Source organism: Rufibacter hautae, from assembly GCF_008271695.1.
GTDB classification, from domain to species: Bacteria; Bacteroidota; Bacteroidia; order Cytophagales; family Hymenobacteraceae; genus Nibribacter; species Nibribacter hautae.
On record NZ_VKKY01000001.1, the window covers coordinates 2,185,031 to 2,201,757 of the forward strand.

Sequence of the window (16,727 nt, forward strand, 5' to 3'; positions counted from 1 at the left end):
TCTTTTGTCCTGTAACAAACGTTTGGTGCAAATGATTTAACAAAAGTACAGGTTATAATTCACAATTACAGCCAGAGCCATTAAATTGCGGGACAGGCTGAGAGGGAGTTATGGTTTTTGCCTTGTTTTTTGGAAAACAGCCCCAGAACGTACATCAGGCCCCTTGGGTCGTCCCCTATGAAAAAGCTAAAGATTGGAGTTTTGCGCGAAGGAAAAGTGCCGGTAGACAAACGGGTGCCCCTTACGCCAAAAAAATGCCAGGAAGTGCTGCAATCCTTTCCGGAGGTGCAGTTGGTGGTGCAGCCCAGCCCCATCCGGTGCTTCTCAGACGAGGAGTACGCCGACCTGGGTATTCCCCTCAAAGAGGACCTGAGCTCCTGCGATGTTTTGTTTGGCGTTAAGGAAGTGCCTGTAGACCAGCTTATCCCTAACAAGACCTATTTCTTTTTCTCGCATACTATTAAGAAACAGGCCCATAACCAGAAACTGCTGCAGGCCATTCTGGAAAAGAAGATCACCATGATTGACTACGAGACCATCACCAACGCCCAGGGCGAGCGGGAAGTGGCCTTCGGGAGATGGGCCGGCATTGTGGGTGCCTACAACGGACTGCTGACCTACGGACGTAAATGGGATCTCTATCACCTCAAACCCGCGCACCAGTGCACAGACATGGAAGACATGCTGGAGGAGTTCTTCAAGGTGAAGACTTTGCCCAACATTAAGATTGCCATTACCGGAAACGGCCGCGTGACCCACGGTGCCCTGGAGGTGCTCACGCGCATGGGCCTGCGGCAGGTGAGCGTATTTGACTATCTGTACAAAGAGTTCGCTGAGCCGGTGTTTGTGCAGTTGCGCTCTTCAGACTACCACGTGCGCCCCGATGTGGAGGTGTGGGACTCCAAAGATTTCTACCAGAACCCGCACCTGTACCAGTCTACTTTCCATAAGTTCTCCAAAGTGACCGATCTGCTCATGCCTTGCGCCTACTGGAACCCCGCCGCGCCCGTGCTGTTCACCCAAGAAGACATGCAGCAGCCAGATTTCAAGATCAACACCATTGCCGATATCACCTGCGACGTGGGCGGATCCATCCCCTGTACCAAGCGCGTGTCTACCATTGCGGAGCCGGCCTTTGACTATAACCCCTTGACGGGCGAATTGGAAGAAGCTTATTCCTCAGAGAAGAACATCACCATCATGGCCGTGGATAACCTACCCTGTGAGTTGCCCCGCAATGCTTCCCGCGATTTCGGGCGCCAGATCATTGACAAGGTGCTGCCCTATCTGTTTAACGGGGATAAAGACGGTGTGTTGAGGAATGCCACCGTTGCGAAGGATGGCCGATTGTGTGAGAAGTACAGCTACCTGCAGGATTATGCCTATCCGGCCCAGGCTAGCAGCATCTGACAGGTTGATATAAGGTAGGGAAAGGATTGCCTACAGAGCCGAAGCCAGGCTTTTACGGGAAGAAGTCAGTGGGTTGTTTTCTAAGGGTGTTGTTTTGGAAACCCATTCCAATGCAGAGGCCACGTCTTCAAAATACTGTAGCTCAAAGGGAATAGAGAGGTATTTTGAATAGACCAGTTGGTTCAGGTCCAGCAGGTTGGTGCCGTTGGCCGCCTCCAGAACAGCCACTTTCCGGATGGGTGCATCCATTAATAAAGGTAGTACCTCGTCAATAAACCAATCCTGGTCCTGGGGCGGTATGCTTTTGAGCTGCCGGATGTCATAGATGCAGGCCAGCAGGTTGTTGCTTTTGATCAGTTCCATGACATAAAGCAGGGTTCTCCGGAAGGTATCGCTGGGGACAAGTCCTTCACACGCAATATGAACAGCCTGTAAACTGGCGTCTACGAATATGTTGGTATAAGGTGATTTCTGGCAGTCTAGATCCACAATGCAGGTTGTTATTTGTATGCTGAGAAACGGGGATACAAATATAGCGCCTTCCTGATAAGTTATATCATTATGCCAAAAAAAAATTGAATAATTCTGTATGGTGCTGATTATAAAATAAATCCGTTGGCCCAAGCATTTCCAGCGGGCCAACGGATTTATTGCAAATCTATATGAGAGTATTTCTATTGGTTGTCCACCTTGTCGGCTACGCCGTCTTTCACAGGTTCTTCTCTCACTGAGATAGTATCTGTAGAGGTTAGAGCAGAATCTGCCTCAGCGGTTACTTCTTCAGCGGCGGAAGATACTTCGTCTGCAGCCGATTCAGCGGTGTTTTCTACATTCTGGGCGGTTTTAGATTCACAGGAGGTAAACCCAAAGGCAAGTGCTATCATAGCCGCTGCCAATACCTTAGATGCTTTTTTCATAGTTTTGGTACATTGGTTTCGTTGGGATGTGTATACGGTAAATACTCATTTAAGATTGAGGTGCCTGCTGTAAATCATATAACACCCTCTGCTTTATGTTGGAAGCTTAAGAATTTGCTGTGGTTTTATTTTTGTAACTATTCCATTCTGAACTTATCTATATTCCTTCAATTATTCTATCTTTTTCTGATAGCGTTTTATAGCTGTTTTTTGATAACTAGCTTTAAAATAAATAAGAAGCTTAGGCGTAGCTTAAGAAGAAAAATAGCCTTTTCATTTCTGCTCAGCTTAGGAATAAATACAGAGCGATATTGACGGTATTAATACTGAATTTTACTAAACATTCTTTCTCTTTTATTCAAACCTATTATGCATAAATTATTGCGTAAGCAACTAAAAACTAATCAGTTAAGGTGAATACGTTAATATATTTATATTGGGTTTAATTAATTTATAACAGGATTTTTTAATTGCCCTAAAACAAATTATGCTCGTTTAGGAAGTGGGTATGCTTTTGTTTAATTCACTAAAAATAGAACAAGCCCATGTTTTACCATGATCGAAAACTCCAGTACAAAGTAAGAGTTGACAAACCCAATCCTCAGTTTGCCAGATTGCTGCAACAGGCCATTGGCGGAATTGAGGGAGAGATGCGTGTGTGTTTACAGTACTTGTTCCAGGCCTGGAACTCCCGCGGACCAGTGAAATACAAGCACATGCTGCTGGAAACCGGAACCGAGGAAATAGGCCATATTGAGATGCTAGCCACGGCAGTGGCGTTGAACCTGGAAGGGGCCACTGCCTCTCTCAAAGATGAAATTGTAGGCAATAACCCCGTGGTAGGCCACATTATGGGCGGGATGGACCCGCGCCATTTCCTGTCCGGGGGATTAGGAGCCATGGCTGCCGATGCCAATGGCGTGCCGTTTAACGGCTCATGGGTCGTAAGCAGCGGTAACCTGGCCGCCGATATGTACGCCAACGTAATGGCCGAGTCTACCGGCCGGGTGCTGGCCACCCGCCTGTGGGAAGCCACTGATGACCCTGGTATGAAAGACATGCTTTCGTTCCTGATTGCCCGTGACACCATGCACCAGAACCAATGGTTGGCCGTGATTGAAGAACTGGGCGGTTTGACCAATGCGGTGCCTATCCCTAACAGCTTCCCGCAAAGTGAGGAAGTGGAAGGCTTCAACTACGCCTTTGTGACCACTAACATTTACAAAGACGATGCTGCTTCCGGCAGATGGTCCAGTGGTCCGTCATTAGACGGTAAAGGGCAGTTTGCGATGGTTCCTGGCGAGCCGATGGGCGGTGAGCCTACCTTGGCCCCACCCGTACCTTTCGCGCATGCGCAGGTAGAGCAAATGACCGGCTCTCCAGACGGTGGAATCATTAATAAGATCAAGGATGCGCTGTAAACGTAGCCAGCCATAAAAGAAGTGGTACATAAAAAAAGCCTTCCTGTAAACCAGGAAGGCTTTTTTTATGCGGGGCGTAGTTTCTCTTGCCGAAATACGCCGTCTAGTCTTTGTTTGCCTTGCTTAAGGGCAAAGAATGGGGCATCGTCAGGGACGCTCCAGTAAATGTCGGTGATCTCGGCTACGGGTCCAGTGGGTTGGTTGGCGGGCCTTACCCATTCGCCAAAAGTAAACGGCAACCAGGAAATGCTGGTGAACAGATCGGGCCGCACCTTGAACTCCTCGTCTGAGTACCGGAGCAGCAGCCATCCGTTTATCTCGCCAATCTTTTCAAATACTTTGTTGTGGGGCTCCAGCAACTCAAACTCGCGGCGGTTGGCCGGATGAATGTGGGTGTAGCCGTACCCCGGAAACCAGTTGTATAAACCAAATTCAAGGCTTTTCTTAGGCATAATCCTTTTCTATTTCTGTGCAAGCCAGTCCTCTCGGTTACAGGTTCACCTGCATTTCGCGGGCGGTGGCATGTACGATCTCTCTCGCGTATTTCTTTGGGATCACCAGCTCGCCGGTCTGGCTGTAGTTGGTGATAATGCTTTGGTCCAGGAGCATGGGCGTGGCGTGGGTGCCGTAGCGTTCAATAAGGCCGCGCTGCACGGTGCAAAGCAACTCTCTCCTGGCCTCTGTCTCCGGCGTCTTGAGCCGCGGAGGGTAGGGGTTAGGCGGCAACCGGTTGGGGATGCGCCGTTTCTCTGCTTCTCTCAACGCCCCGTTCAGGATGCGCTGTAGTTGCTCCTCGTAGCGGTCCTGCTGCAGCCGTCCATTGATGCCTTTGGTGTGGTAGAGCCATTCGTTCATGCTCTGCGCAGGGTTGCTGAGAAGCGCCATGAGCGCGTTGGTATTGATGATCTGGCCCGCTGGCAGGTTCCATTTTTTGGCCAGTTGGTCCCGGAAGTCATAGATGGGTTTCAGGATGAACTGCTGCAGTAAGGTAAGCCGTTGCGGAAACTTGATTTTGAGGTGCGGGTCTTCCAATTCCACATAGGTGATGGATTCCAGCAGTTGGTCTTCCTCCTCTAGCCAAGCCATACGGCCCAGTTCCTGAATCTTGGTCACCATGGCATTTTTAAGGGCATGCAGGTACAGCACATCCTGAGCGGCGTACTCCAGCTGTCGTCTGGAAAGCGGGCGCTGGTTCCAGTTGCTCATCTGCTGGGATTTGTCAAGGTGCAGGCCCAGTTCTTCTTCCAGCAGCGTGCCCAGGGCAGCCTTGGCGTAATTCAGGATTTTGGCCGCCACTGCGGTGTCTACCAACGTGCGTACCTGGCAGCCCAGCATGCTCAGCAGCATGAGGTCATTGTTGGCGTGGTGGAATATCTTCACAATAGCCGGGTTCTCCAGCACGTGCCAGAGCGGCTGCAGGTCAGATAATGGAAAGGGATCAATTACAAAACACGTGTGGCCGTCAGAGATTTGAATCAGGCACAGCGTGAAACCGTAGGTATAGTGATGTTGGTCAAATTCCAGGTCTAAGGCTAGCTCTGGCTGCTGACTTAAATGGGCCACAGCCTCCTGTAATGCGTCATCGGTTTGCACCACATGAACAGGCTTCCCCTCCAGAGTAAATGCAGGTTCCTTCATAATCTTGTAAATGTACCCAAAAAACAGGTTAGTTCCTTGACGGGTAAGCGTAGTGTAGCGTTGCCGTTTTGCGGCAGATTCCAGAAAAACAGTTCAAAAATGCGAACATCTGCTTACATAACTTCGCCACAGGCGAAAATAGTACGGGAGCAACGGAAAGAATGACCACCTGGCCACGCTTCCCGTTGCTCCCGTACTTGTCCTCTAGAGTCTGCGCTGAGGCGCTAACAGAAGAGAGGCTGTTACTCCAGCAGGAAACTCACCTGCACCGTAGAGCTGACGATGATCTCTCCCAAGGCCAGGGTAGTGCCCCCCGCATCCATGGCCTGCTCCCGCATGGCGGCTTTATACATCACCGGTCCTATGGGTTGGTTGTTGATTGCCTCGTTTATCTGGTAAGGTCTTCCAACTTTGGCCCCTAGTTCCGAAGCCAGCGCCACGGCTTTCTGTTTGGCGTCTTGCACGGCTCTTTTGCGGGCTTCCTCCTGGTGCTTCTTCAGTTGGGAACTCTGGTAGTTGATGCCGTCTACCCGGTTGGCGCCCGCTTTGTACAGGCCGGCCATGACCTCGTCAAACTTATCTGGTTTGGTTAACGTGACGGAGATAGACCGAGTGGCCAGGTAGAACTGGGGTGTGGTCTGACCAAACTCGCCGGTGTACACCGGTTGCAGCGAAAGATAAGCGGTTTGCACGTGCTTGTCTTCTACCCCGTTTTTCTTCAGGTAGCTCAGCAAGGCGGCTGTCCGTTGGTCGGCTACGCGGCGGGCATCCTCCAGGGTTTTCTCCCGGATCTCTACGCCGGTCATAAAGATCACTTGGTCGGGCTGCACCTTTACCTCGCCTAATCCTGAGGTGCTTACCAAAGGAGGCAACTGGGACTGCTGGGCTTGGGACGAAAAGGAGAGAAACGAGGCCATAAAGGCAAGGGCAAAGGCAAGGGTGGTTTTCATAGTGTTATAAATATATACTGAAAATGAATTTACAAGTTCCGTGCCGAGTTTTGGCGTCGCTGGTTTAATAAACGCCACCAACGCAGGTGTGCGGGCCAAGCCGGTCTTGTGTGTATCTTTGTAGATTCATTATCTTACCCTTACCCCTATGCAGCAGCACCTGTCCATTTTTGATCCGTTTGAGGGAATGCGTTTCGGGAACCACATCTGTTTTCTGTGCGGCACCCACGTGACCGCGGAGGAGCAGACGCCCGTCTTCCCGGCCTGGCTCATGAAGGAGTATGCTTTTGCCCACGAGCCGCTCCGGCTGCTGGACCAAAGTGTGGTCACCTACCAGGACCTGAAAATCCCCTGCTGCCATAACTGCCAAACCAACCACCTGCAGCCGCTGGAAGACAAGGTGCAGCAAGCGCTCTCCCAAGGCATAGCCGGTATGCGGGCCCTGGACGAGAAACTGCTCTACCAATGGATGGGCAAGATGTTCTACGGCACGCTCATTACGGAGCTCATCAAAGAGCAGAACCCGCTGGTGCAGCCAGAGCACGCCGTGAGCGAGCAGCCCAAAATGCTCATGAAGTTCCAGGCGTTCTTCAGGGTGCTGCAATCCCTGCGGGTGCCCATGGAGTTCCCCGATTTTATTCCCGGGTCTTTGTTTGTCTTAGACGTGGATGCCGCTTCTGAGCCTACCCGGTTTGAGTTCCGCGATGAGCTGTCTACCATGATGTTCAGCCTGCGGCTGGATAACATGCTCATCGTGGCCTGCCTTCTGGACAACGCCATGATCAAAGACGCCATGAAACGCGTGTGGCAGGAGATTGAGCCGCGGCAACTGCAACCCATCCAGGCTGCCGAATTCAGTGCCCGTGTTTTCTATGCCGGGTATCTGCTCAACGTGATCCCAGATTACCTGCTCAGGCCCGTAAAACTCCAGGACGATCACCTGGTTATGGACACGCTCATTGACGATGTCACCAACGTGATCTTCAACCCGTGGCAGAACAGTTCCTACGCCAAATTGCTGGCCACCATGTGGACCCGGTGGGGCATCACCCAAGCCGATATCCTGCGTGACCCCCAAGAGCCCATGAGCATGCTCTTCAGCCCGGAGGGCGAGTTTATCCAGTTCCCGCAGATACCGGGGCAGGAGAAGTAAAAGCCGCTCAACCAAGGATTCGTTAAATCTCCAAAGGCTGCCGTTTCGGGCCTGTTTTAGCTAAAACAGGCCCGAAACGGCAGCCTTCTTTTATGGTGGAAATGCTTGCTAACAAGCTGCAGGGCGTCCACTTCTGCCGGCAGATGGAGGACCTGCCCAGGTTTGGGTAAAAGAAAATTCATATCCCTTGTTACTTCCAAAAACGGAAATAGGCTAACCAGGTGCGGTGCAGTGACCTGCGTTCGGCTGCACCGCCGTTTTCACCCGTTTGGTACTCTCCATGCTATAGTTTGTGCCTGGCTAAGGATAAACCTCTGTAAAAAAGCTTCGTACGCAAGTAAACGGTATTGCCGTATTGATCTAAACAAAATAAAACTATGGCTGAAATAAACATTGAACCCAAGAAACGATCCAGCTGGGCCTGGATCATAGTGCTGCTCATTCTGCTGGTGGTAGGCTATCTTTTATACAAATACTTCTTTGAGGCGCAGGGAGGGAACCCCGAGACCACAGGCGCCCCTACCTCTGGCATGATCATGTCCTTGGTCCCTGGTTTTGTGTCTATTTAACTAAAGAACCCTAAAAACAAGAAACCAATGGCAAACCATGCAAATGATGGGCTGGCACGACTGGCTCCCCTACACGACTTAAAAGATTTCAAAGTAGCCAACCATAACCTGGACGTTAGAGGCTGGGAGGTAATTGGCTCAGACGGCAAACGCATAGGCAAGGTAGATGACCTCATTGTAGACCGCGAGCTCATGAAAGTGCGCTACCTTGACATAGACGTAGACAAAGACCATGTGCTCGTAGATACAGATCCACGGCATATCCTTATCCCTATTGGGGCGGCGCAGTTAGACGATGACGGTGATCAGGTGTTCATTAGCCTGGACAGGAACTCGCTGTCCCGTTTCCCTTTTTACCGGGGCGGAGCCGTAGATTCAGAGTATGAGTACCGGGTGATGCACGCGGTAACCAGCCCTAACGACACCTACGCGCAGCAGACCACAACTCAGAATTCTCCCAACGCAGAATTCTATGGCCGCGACCAGTTCAACGAGGATCGGTTCTATGGAAACCGGCACCAACGGTCCCAAGCTATGCCGCAGGACCAAAGCCATCTCCATACCTCCACCTCTAATTTCAACACAAACCCCAACTTCAACACCGGCCCGAGCTCGTACTCTGATGCAAACTTAGGCTCTGGTACGCACGCTACCTCTGGTATGGGGTCAGGAACTGGCATGCATTCCAACTCGGGGTTGGGGGCTACGGGCTCAAGCTCTAACTCTAACATGGATAGCAACCCTATCCAGAATGACATTGCCACTATTGAAAGGCTACGCGCCATGCTAGAGCAGGGAACCATCACCCAGGAGGAATTCACTGCCCTAAAGCGGAAAGCGATTGGGTTGTAATGGAAACTGTTTCGGGGCTGCTTTTCCATAATCAGCTCCTAAATGGGATTTTACAATTCAGTTAGACCAAATACAAATAGAGAGGGCACGCTTTACGGCGTGCCCTCTCTATTTGTTAACCCTTTGGTTTCCTTTACGGGTAATTGTTGGTGATGTGATCGTCTTGGTCATGGGTGAAGGAAGCGTGTTCCTGCACGTGCGGCTCAGAAGAAGACCTGTTGTTAGGATTGCTGGCATAGCCCGGCCAGGTTCTTTTAACCCTGGAATAAGTCCGGTTTTCTTTCCGGCGCTTGGTGAGCGCGTACGTGGCCAGACCCGCCAGGGCTACCAGGCCAGCAGTCGCCAGGACCTTGGGCACGGTGTTGTTCACGTTAGGCGGAAGCTGCACTACCCCGTTGCGGTTGGTGATGGCCGGTTCTGGTACGTAGCGTCCTTTAGAGGGAATCGCCAACTGGTCAAATAACCGGGACAATTCATCCAAACCTTGTTTCAACTCCTGGCCCTGCATAGGCAAGCCGTGGCCGGTGGCCGCAATCTCCGGCCGCAGGTCATGGAGTTTCCTTACCGAGGTACGGGCCGAAACCCAGTCTGGCGTGAAATACGCCGGAGGTCCGCAGACTTCCTGTTTCTGGGTAAGCACCGCCAACGCAGATTCTGGCTTCCTGGTCACAAAAGCATCACCTGCAATAAGCAGCCGGTCACGCTCCCTGAAGAAGGAAACGTGCCCCGGTGAATGGCCCGGCGTCTCCAGCCACTTCCACTCCGGCAGAAACGGCACCGATCCGTCTGAAGGGAGCAGTTCCAGCCGTCCTCTGAACGTGATGGGCTTTTTAGGGTACATGAAAGACAAGTACGCCATGCCGCCGCCGCCCACGCTGGAATCTGGCGGAGGGTAGCTGGACAAACCGGTAAGGTAAGGCAGCTCCAGCGGATGCGCGTACACGGGCACCTGCCAGATATCGGCTAGGGTTTGCAGGGCGCCTACGTGGTCAAAGTGGCCGTGCGTGAGCAGAATGGCTTTGGGCGGATTGCCTTTGCCAAACTTGTCCTCGGCGGCTTTTCTGATCCTATCGGCAGAGCCGTATAAACCGGCGTCTATCAATACCCAGGATTTGTCTGGGTTCTCAATGTAGTACAGGTTCACAAACACAATCTCCATGCCCATGACACCTGGTGCCACGTGAAAAGTGGAGTGCTGCTTCTGCCGAAGCACGTTGGTTAACTGATCTTGCATATATCTTTCTGGCTCAGGGAGATTAGCTGTCTAAACGGCCAAATACGCTCATTTCATCACCGGTGTCATGGCGAGAGTTTTCATCTGAGTCTGACGATTTGCCGCCCTGGCCACCCTGGCTGTTGCCTGGTTGCTGACCGCCCTGCTGGAAGCTGGCATTGCCTTTGGCCTCGGCACCCGGTTCCTCGGAGGTGTTTTTCAGATCATCCTGAGATTCTTTTCCGTTCGGCAGTTTTTCCTTTTCGTTAAACTTATTGTCGTTTTCCATGGTGCAGTATAATTTATGTTTTAAAAACAAGTAAAAACCGGCAGAACCGGCATGTGATTGTACGAGCAGATAGAAAAGAGGGTGTCTTCTGGCCGATAAATTCTGACGGGCAGAGTTGCAAAAGTCAGAATCCGTGCGTAAACTAGTCATACCATTGTACCGAGATGCACGTGATCTGGACGGAGGAGTTTAAGTGAACAGCAAAGAAGAGAGTCATGTGCCGCCGGAATTTTTCTCACCTGTTTATAGTTAATAAGACATGGTAAATTTGATCTATCCACCTAGCTATATGGCGGTCTACGCCAAGTGCATTGATGCCACCCTCCCTAGCTTTGAGCCCGAGGAATGGGTAAAGGAGGGGCATGTTTATGTTGTGAAACACTTTACAGAACCTTTGAACCAGGAAGAAGGAATGGCGGTGACCATTATTGACGAGGCCGGCGAAGAGATTCACCCATCGCCCTCGCACTGGAGTTTCTCCTCAAACCGTTTTGAGCTGTTCTCCATTTTCCTGAACTAAGCGTTTAACAGCTCTTTTCCTGAAAAGAGCCCTAAAACAGAGAAGGCTGACCCGCGGGTCAGCCTTCTCTGTTTATAAGGGGAATATGGTTTGCACGCATTCCGTTTTAGAGAGATGCTGGGTTCAGCCTAGAACTGGAAACCCGCTCTTAGCAGGAACTGGCTCTGCTCTGGCGTGGAAGCAAACCCTGCGGAGATGACAATCTGGTTAAGGGGCGAGATCCACAATGCGCCGCCGTAGCTTCTATGCCACTTGTCTGAGTCTTCGTTCTTCATCCATACGCGCCCAATGTCATGGAAGCCTAGGATTCCCAACGAGGCTGGGAAGAGATAGGTGGTGAAGCTGAACAGACGCAGGCGGGCCTCGGTGTTGTTGTAGAAGCTGCTTTGCCCACTGAAACGGTTGCGCCGGTAGCCCCGCAGCATGGTAGGACCGTCCAGGTACTGCGCCTGGAAGAACTCAAAACCATCACCGAAGGTGTGACCGCCGCCAAAGCGAGTAGCCAACGTGAGTTTCAAAGGAATGCGCACGGTTTGGTAAAGCGCGAATTGGGAGTGTACCCGCGCCACGTCTGAGGCACTCTGGTTCACGCCTTTCAGCAGGTCACCGGCTACCTGCCAGAACACACCTTTGGCCGGCAAGGCCGGATGGTCGCGGGAGTCCAGGGTGTACTCTACTCGTGCACCGGCGTACGCTTTGGGCTCATAATATCCTTCAAACTGGTCTGATCCTTCCAATTGCTCTGGCAGAAACCGGCCGGTGGTGCGGTCTACGTTCACGTTCTGGTACACTGGCCCCGCAAACACGCTCTCGTACTCCCCAATTTTGCCGCCAAACAAGGCGTTCGCATAAAGCTGCGAGGACTGGAACCGGTAATAGTCTATGTCAATGTCTGGGTTGAAGTCGGTTTCGTTACCCAACCCGAAGAAGTTCTCGGCGTAGCCGGGGCTTTTGAAGTTCACGTTCAGCTTCACGTCCATGCCTAACCGCAACCTAGGGAAATGCGCGGCATAGTCCACCAAGAAGGATTGGGTGTTGAAGGCATACGTGCCCACCAGGCGCTGCATCATGCCGTAGGGCTGCTTCTGGAACCCCTGGGTTTTGAGCAACACGCCGGCACCCAGCAAGAGACCATCATCGCGGTTAGCTTCAATAGACAACAGAGGCCCCAGGTAATTGTAGTTGAAACTTTTGCGGTCATACACGGGTGTTTTGCGCAGGTAGGTGAGGTTGCGGGCCTCAGAACCTAACTGCAGCTGTGCGCCATTGGGCTGGTCATAGACGTACGTGAGCCGGCGCAGACCTGCCACGCTGGAACTGTCCGTGATTCTGTCCTGGCCATCGCCGCCAATTATCCGTAACCTGATGCCGTCTGAAGCTTTGCCCTGCACGTTGAATTCATCTGCCCCTCCCAGGCCATACAGCCTGATCTCGCGGGTTTCCCCTGGCTGGAAGAGCCGACGGTAGAGTTGGTCTTTGGCTGAGTTGCCCCCTTTTTTGTAAATGGTCACCAAAGTGGCGCCACCAGCCTCGCGCTGTACCTCAAAACGCTCGTCCAGGTCGGTGCCAATGACGTCTACTTTCTGGGCCAGGAACTCATAATAGTCCTCGGCGTCGCGTTTTATGTAGGCGCGGCGTGCTTTTAAGGTGTTGGCGAGCCTGGCCCCGGATACCTTCTGGATCTCTGGGGGTAATTGGCGCACGGCTTCCTCAATGGCTTCATCAGTGAGGCTAGCACGGACAGAATCGGCCATGGCCACCCAGTCAGCACGCTCCAGGCCGGTGAGGAAGTAGCGGTCAAAGTAGCGGTTGTTGAAGTTGAAGCCTTTGATGTCGCGCAGGCTCTCATCAAATCCCTGCACCTTGGGCAGAATCCAGCGCCGGCTGGCAATGTTGGGAATCACCCCCTGGTTCACGAAGAAAGCCTGGTCGCGGTCGCGCGGGATGGGTTTGTAGATCTTGCCTTTGCCTTCTTTCTCAAACTCGGCCCAGCGCCACTGGTCATCGTGGCGGTCCCAGTCTGCCATAAAGAAATCCAGGAGGCGCGCGCGTAGCAGGCTTCTCTGGTCTACTTCGTCGTTCTGGTCTTCCAAGGTATTCTCCAGGACTTTGTCGGTGCCCACCACGTTTTTGGCGTTCCCGAAGCTGGCCATGTCAGACATGTCCTCATCGGGGCGCTCCTCAAACAAACCGATGGTATTGGCGAACCCTTTGAGGTACCGGCCAAATCTTGGGTCATCCGGAATCACAAAATATTGCGGGTTGGTATGGTACACGCCCACGGCATCGGCGAGCTTAGGCGCCACCAAGGAGCCGTACGGGTGCGAGGCCGAGATCTGATCTTTCACCACATCGGCGGCCAAGGTCTGGCGCAAAATACGGGGCAGGGCCGCATCGGGGTACTTCTCCACCGAGCGCAACACGTACTGGCGGCCAGTGCTGTCTTCCAGCCGCAGAGAGACCGTCTGGAAACCGCCACCGCGCTGTACTACCTTAAGACCACCGTTTTGGGTGCCTATATCAAAAACCGGCAACGAAACGGGTGTTTCCCATTCAGGTCGATAGTTCTGGCCCAGGAGCCACTCTCTGATACCGCTGGCCTTGTACACCTGGCTGGCGGGCAGCGTAGCTTTTTTTCCAGCAAAGCTGATGTTCATTTTCTTTGTTTGCTCTTCCAGTTGTTTCTGGGTAGGCTTGCGGGAGAGAAGCTGGCGGTGGGCCACTTGTCCCTGGGCGCTTTGCGCGTCTGGGGCAGTCCAGATCTCTAGCCAAGTTTCGCCGTTGGGGAAGTATATCAGCTTCACCAGCCCTGCCGAGGACTGTTGGAAAGCCGGTGTGCCGTGGAGTTGGTTCAGCTTTTTCATGCCTGTACCGGCGCCCACGTAATGGATGCTGTCCTGGAAAGCGTGGTTTAAGGCGGCGGAGTTGCCCTCGGCGTGTACCAGGCCTTTGTGCTGGCTGTACATCTGGGCAAGTTGGCGGTGCATGAGGCGGTACTCCAGGCTCTTGATCTCCGGCGAAATGCTCATGGCCACCAACAGGTTCTTGTCTTCGTTGCTGCGCAGCACGTCATCCAGGGCAGCCAGCGTGGCGGTGCCGCCCGTGGTGGGGCAACCGCGCTGCTCCTTGTCATCGTCCATGCGGCGGTTGGGCAGCAGCCACTGGGTGTCCAGCAGGAGCAGGTGCACATCGTTGGTGAGGGCAATGTCGGTGGGGCCGGGGCAATAGTTCTCCGGCTGAATAAGCTGCTCGTTTTTCAGGTACTGGGAGATGAATCTTTCCTGGTTCCGGATCTCGGGCACCAGACGGCCTTTGGCATCGTGCTCGCCCGGCATAAGAATGATCTTGCCTTCGTAGCCCTGCAGGTAGTTGAGTTGGGTTTGAAGTTGCGTTTCCAGGTCTTTGCGGTTGGCCGCCGATACCCCAGGCAAGCTGGCCGGCTGAAACGGATTGCCTAGAAATACCACGGTGCTGTTCTTGCCCGCGCTTGTCAGTTGGTTCTGCAGCAACGGCAATGGCGCAGTGGAGCTTTGGCCCGGCGACGAGCGGCCCACCAGCAGTACCATGTACGAGGGGGAAGCGGTGGGCAGAGCCGGTAGTTGAGCGAGGGCCATAGCCGGACCCATTAGCCAGGCGCAAATCTGAAGTAGGATTACCCTAAAGGGTAAAAGTTCTCTCATGGTCATGATGTTAGATGCTGGCAGCTTCTCTGTTTTAGGCCTCTTTTTCAGGAACCAGGGTGAAAACAGGAAGAAGCTCTTAGGTATAAGTTGGGGATAACCAGCCACGTTTGCCGCTGTTTACGCAGTTTAGGGCGGTTTAGGTTAAGGCAATTGTGGTGTAGGTACGTAAAGTGAGTACCTAAAAAAGGAAATAAAGAAAAATCACGGGGATGGAATATGTAGCCGCCTTTGCTTGTTCTTTCTTTAGAGAATCAATTTATGCCCGCATTAGAGAAAGACTTACGCCAGGCCGTTCTTGGCCTGCCCGCCGCCCGCAAAGACAAGTTGCTTCTTCAGTTGCTTTCTTCCCAGCCCGTGCTGCAAGACCAGCTCAAATTTGAGTTGCTGGAAGGCGAGGAGGGATTGGAACTGCGGCGCGAGGCACTGGCGGCCCAGATACAAACCGTAGCCCAAGGCTTCTACTATAACGCCACAGACCTGCTGATTTGCCTCCGGACGTTGTGCCCGCCCCTGAGCTACCATGCCAAAATCACCAACGATGTGTACGGGGAGATCAACCTGCTCCTGCAGCTGCTGCAGGAAGTATTAACCCACCAAAAAGAGATGCTGCAGGTGCTTACCGGAGGAACGGAGGCGCTGGGCCTTTTCCTGGCCAAACGCGCCGAGGAGATGCTGCAGAAACTGAACAAGCTCCATGAAGACCTGCACGTAGAATTTGCCGATGCCGTCAATGAAGTGCTGCCCAAACTACATGCCTCCGCCGCTGGTTACGCCGCCAGAAAACAAGGTGTACCGGTGCAATGGAAGTAGCTAATAGCGGATGTCGTAGTAGGCTTTACTTCCAGAGTAAAAAGACAAAAACTTTAAGGATGGTTTAGCCTGGATATAGGAGGAAATAGCCTTGCATACTAAATGCATTTCATGGTGCTGCGAGACTTTTCGCCTGACCTAATAGAAGTTGCATGCATGAGGGACTTAAAACCACAATCGTTTAAAAGCCGATTTCTGGGAATGGCCTTGAAACAGAGGCGTCCTAAAGTTATTCTGAAGTCGAAGGATGGCTATGCCGCCTCCAGCCAATAACTCTCCGGAGCGCCTGCGTGTAGCGCTCTAATCGTGAATACGCAACCGTCTAGGTTTTCCTGTAACTGGCAAGCCCAGATCACCACAACCTGCCAGCCGGCGGCTTTCAGTTTCTCCCGATGACGCTGGTCTCGTTCCTGATTACGGGCAAATTTATCGGTCCAGAAAGGGATGTTGGTTTTGGGCATGGCCGGCAGGCAATGGGGGCAACGGTGCCAGAAACAGCCATGGATAAAGATCGCGAGCCGGCGGCCGGGGTAGCAGACATCGGGCTTGCCCGGCAGCTTTTTCCAGTGCAACCTGTACCCGCGCAAACCGCCGTGCCAAAGTGCCCGGCGCAACAGCAGCTCGGGTTGCGTGTGCTTGGCCCGGTTGCCGCGCATGTAGCGGCTAATCCGCTCCTGGGCGGTGAGAGGGGTAGCTTCTGCGGCAGCGTATTTTTTCTTCTTCTTTGGCATGCACGTGGCGTGTTACAAGTAAACACAAATGCCGCCGACAGAGTGCCGCTACAAGGCCTACTTTTACATACCCGTAATGAGAACGCCCAAAAGCTGGAAAAGGAAGGAGCCGTTTTAAGCTTGTTTCTTGTAAAATGGCTTTAAAAAGGCCCCTAACACAAAAGCCCCGCTTATCTAGATAAGCGGGGCTTTTGTGTTAGGGGCAGAATTACCTTACGGGGTTACCACTTCTTCGGCATCTGAGAATTGGGTGCTGCCGTAAGAAACCAGTACAATGGCGCCAATGGCCACGGCGGCCACAGACAGCACCAACTGCACAGGAGTCATTTTCTGTCTTACTTTCAATAACATTCTGCCGGCATCTGAAAGCAGGTCTGGGAGCACGTCGTGGTTGCCTTGGTACACGTTCACAATAGATTCTACGGTTCTGGCGAAGTCTTTTGGCTGTACCAATTGGGTGGAGGTATTCTGTGTTTGTTCCATAGTTGTTTTCTCTGTGATAGTGATCTGTTTGTAAATGAAAAATCCCGGCCTGCGCCATAAGGCAGGGCCGGGATTTTTATACGCAAAT

General features: G+C 52.6%; 17 protein-coding genes. 7 read left to right on the forward strand and 10 right to left on the reverse strand.

The features are described from left to right. Positions 1-177: 177 nt before the first annotated feature. Positions 178-1,410 (forward strand): NAD(P)-dependent oxidoreductase, encoded by a 1,233-nt coding sequence (locus tag FOA19_RS08550; protein ID WP_149090313.1) that lies wholly within the window; start codon positions 178-180, stop codon positions 1,408-1,410. Between the two features lie 30 nt (positions 1,411-1,440). Here FOA19_RS08550 and FOA19_RS08555 read toward each other — a convergent pair whose 3' ends face one another. Then, positions 1,441-1,899 (reverse strand): hypothetical protein, encoded by a 459-nt coding sequence (locus FOA19_RS08555; protein ID WP_149090314.1) that lies wholly within the window; start codon positions 1,897-1,899, stop codon positions 1,441-1,443. Between the two features lie 185 nt (positions 1,900-2,084). After that, positions 2,085-2,327 carry a hypothetical protein gene (locus FOA19_RS08560; RefSeq protein ID WP_149090315.1) on the reverse strand — a complete coding sequence of 81 codons (243 nt, stop codon included), beginning with the start codon at positions 2,325-2,327 and terminating at the stop codon, positions 2,085-2,087. 545 nt (positions 2,328-2,872) lie between these two features. Here FOA19_RS08560 and FOA19_RS08565 point away from each other — a divergent pair. Continuing rightward, on the forward strand, positions 2,873-3,748 hold the full coding sequence (locus FOA19_RS08565; RefSeq protein WP_149090316.1) for a manganese catalase family protein: 876 nt from the start codon (positions 2,873-2,875) through the stop codon (positions 3,746-3,748). 65 nt (positions 3,749-3,813) lie between these two features. Here the strand turns inward: FOA19_RS08565 and FOA19_RS08570 are convergent, their stop codons facing one another. From FOA19_RS08570 to FOA19_RS08580, 3 genes are all read right to left on the reverse strand, one after another. Then, a complete protein-coding gene (locus FOA19_RS08570) occupies positions 3,814-4,200 on the reverse strand; it encodes a DUF6960 family protein (RefSeq protein ID WP_149090317.1) in 387 nt (128 codons plus the stop codon). A gap of 37 nt (positions 4,201-4,237) precedes the next feature. After that, positions 4,238-5,386, reverse strand: coding sequence for a ribonuclease D (locus tag FOA19_RS08575; RefSeq protein WP_149090318.1), 1,149 nt, complete (start codon positions 5,384-5,386; stop codon positions 4,238-4,240). A 242-nt stretch (positions 5,387-5,628) separates the two neighbouring features. Then, positions 5,629-6,336: an SIMPL domain-containing protein gene (locus tag FOA19_RS08580; RefSeq protein WP_223808786.1), complete on the reverse strand. Its 708-nt coding sequence runs from the start codon at positions 6,334-6,336 to the stop codon at positions 5,629-5,631. A 148-nt stretch (positions 6,337-6,484) separates the two neighbouring features. On the opposite strand from FOA19_RS08580, the gene FOA19_RS08585 reads away from it, so the two are divergent. The 3 genes from FOA19_RS08585 (at position 6,485) to FOA19_RS08595 (ending at position 8,910) form a co-directional block, all read left to right on the forward strand. Next, complete coding sequence (locus FOA19_RS08585; protein ID WP_149090319.1) at positions 6,485-7,489, forward strand: hypothetical protein; 1,005 nt, start codon at positions 6,485-6,487, stop codon at positions 7,487-7,489. Positions 7,490-7,866: 377 nt separating this feature from the next. Continuing rightward, positions 7,867-8,058 (forward strand): hypothetical protein, encoded by a 192-nt coding sequence (locus FOA19_RS08590; RefSeq protein ID WP_149090320.1) that lies wholly within the window; start codon positions 7,867-7,869, stop codon positions 8,056-8,058. Between the two features lie 27 nt (positions 8,059-8,085). Further along, positions 8,086-8,910 carry a PRC-barrel domain-containing protein gene (locus tag FOA19_RS08595; RefSeq protein ID WP_149090321.1) on the forward strand — a complete coding sequence of 275 codons (825 nt, stop codon included), beginning with the start codon at positions 8,086-8,088 and terminating at the stop codon, positions 8,908-8,910. Between the two features lie 133 nt (positions 8,911-9,043). Here FOA19_RS08595 and FOA19_RS08600 read toward each other — a convergent pair whose 3' ends face one another. Further along, positions 9,044-10,144 (reverse strand): MBL fold metallo-hydrolase, encoded by a 1,101-nt coding sequence (locus FOA19_RS08600; protein ID WP_223808787.1) that lies wholly within the window; start codon positions 10,142-10,144, stop codon positions 9,044-9,046. A 22-nt stretch (positions 10,145-10,166) separates the two neighbouring features. Beyond that, positions 10,167-10,412 carry a hypothetical protein gene (locus FOA19_RS08605; RefSeq protein WP_149090322.1) on the reverse strand — a complete coding sequence of 82 codons (246 nt, stop codon included), beginning with the start codon at positions 10,410-10,412 and terminating at the stop codon, positions 10,167-10,169. Positions 10,413-10,671: 259 nt separating this feature from the next. On the opposite strand from FOA19_RS08605, the gene FOA19_RS08610 reads away from it, so the two are divergent. Beyond that, a complete protein-coding gene (locus FOA19_RS08610) occupies positions 10,672-10,932 on the forward strand; it encodes a hypothetical protein (protein WP_149090323.1) in 261 nt (86 codons plus the stop codon). Between the two features lie 128 nt (positions 10,933-11,060). Here the strand turns inward: FOA19_RS08610 and FOA19_RS08615 are convergent, their stop codons facing one another. Beyond that, positions 11,061-14,612 (reverse strand): BamA/TamA family outer membrane protein, encoded by a 3,552-nt coding sequence (locus tag FOA19_RS08615; RefSeq protein WP_190300327.1) that lies wholly within the window; start codon positions 14,610-14,612, stop codon positions 11,061-11,063. A 261-nt stretch (positions 14,613-14,873) separates the two neighbouring features. On the opposite strand from FOA19_RS08615, the gene FOA19_RS08620 reads away from it, so the two are divergent. Then, positions 14,874-15,425, forward strand: a complete 552-nt coding sequence (locus FOA19_RS08620; RefSeq protein WP_149090325.1) for a hypothetical protein — start codon at positions 14,874-14,876, stop codon at positions 15,423-15,425. Positions 15,426-15,676: 251 nt separating this feature from the next. Here FOA19_RS08620 and FOA19_RS08625 read toward each other — a convergent pair whose 3' ends face one another. Further along, on the reverse strand, positions 15,677-16,156 hold the full coding sequence (locus FOA19_RS08625) for a very short patch repair endonuclease (RefSeq protein ID WP_149090326.1): 480 nt from the start codon (positions 16,154-16,156) through the stop codon (positions 15,677-15,679). A gap of 213 nt (positions 16,157-16,369) precedes the next feature. Next, positions 16,370-16,639, reverse strand: a complete 270-nt coding sequence (locus FOA19_RS08630) for a hypothetical protein (protein ID WP_149090327.1) — start codon at positions 16,637-16,639, stop codon at positions 16,370-16,372. Positions 16,640-16,727: the final 88 nt, after the last annotated feature.

Coding starts and splice junctions, on each gene's coding strand:
- FOA19_RS08630 (WP_149090327.1), bottom strand. CDS start 16,639: ATGGAACAAACACAGAATACCTCCACCCAATTGGTACAGCCAAAAGAC.
- FOA19_RS08550 (WP_149090313.1), top strand. CDS start 178: ATGAAAAAGCTAAAGATTGGAGTTTTGCGCGAAGGAAAAGTGCCGGTA.
- FOA19_RS08590 (WP_149090320.1), top strand. CDS start 7,867: ATGGCTGAAATAAACATTGAACCCAAGAAACGATCCAGCTGGGCCTGG.
- FOA19_RS08610 (WP_149090323.1), top strand. CDS start 10,672: ATGGTAAATTTGATCTATCCACCTAGCTATATGGCGGTCTACGCCAAG.
- FOA19_RS08570 (WP_149090317.1), bottom strand. CDS start 4,200: ATGCCTAAGAAAAGCCTTGAATTTGGTTTATACAACTGGTTTCCGGGG.
- FOA19_RS08575 (WP_149090318.1), bottom strand. CDS start 5,386: ATGAAGGAACCTGCATTTACTCTGGAGGGGAAGCCTGTTCATGTGGTG.
- FOA19_RS08560 (WP_149090315.1), bottom strand. CDS start 2,327: ATGAAAAAAGCATCTAAGGTATTGGCAGCGGCTATGATAGCACTTGCC.
- FOA19_RS08615 (WP_190300327.1), bottom strand. CDS start 14,612: ATGAGAGAACTTTTACCCTTTAGGGTAATCCTACTTCAGATTTGCGCC.
- FOA19_RS08605 (WP_149090322.1), bottom strand. CDS start 10,412: ATGGAAAACGACAATAAGTTTAACGAAAAGGAAAAACTGCCGAACGGA.
- FOA19_RS08585 (WP_149090319.1), top strand. CDS start 6,485: ATGCAGCAGCACCTGTCCATTTTTGATCCGTTTGAGGGAATGCGTTTC.
- FOA19_RS08580 (WP_223808786.1), bottom strand. CDS start 6,336: ATGAAAACCACCCTTGCCTTTGCCCTTGCCTTTATGGCCTCGTTTCTC.
- FOA19_RS08625 (WP_149090326.1), bottom strand. CDS start 16,156: ATGCCAAAGAAGAAGAAAAAATACGCTGCCGCAGAAGCTACCCCTCTC.
- FOA19_RS08600 (WP_223808787.1), bottom strand. CDS start 10,144: ATGCAAGATCAGTTAACCAACGTGCTTCGGCAGAAGCAGCACTCCACT.
- FOA19_RS08565 (WP_149090316.1), top strand. CDS start 2,873: ATGTTTTACCATGATCGAAAACTCCAGTACAAAGTAAGAGTTGACAAA.
- FOA19_RS08595 (WP_149090321.1), top strand. CDS start 8,086: ATGGCAAACCATGCAAATGATGGGCTGGCACGACTGGCTCCCCTACAC.
- FOA19_RS08620 (WP_149090325.1), top strand. CDS start 14,874: ATGCCCGCATTAGAGAAAGACTTACGCCAGGCCGTTCTTGGCCTGCCC.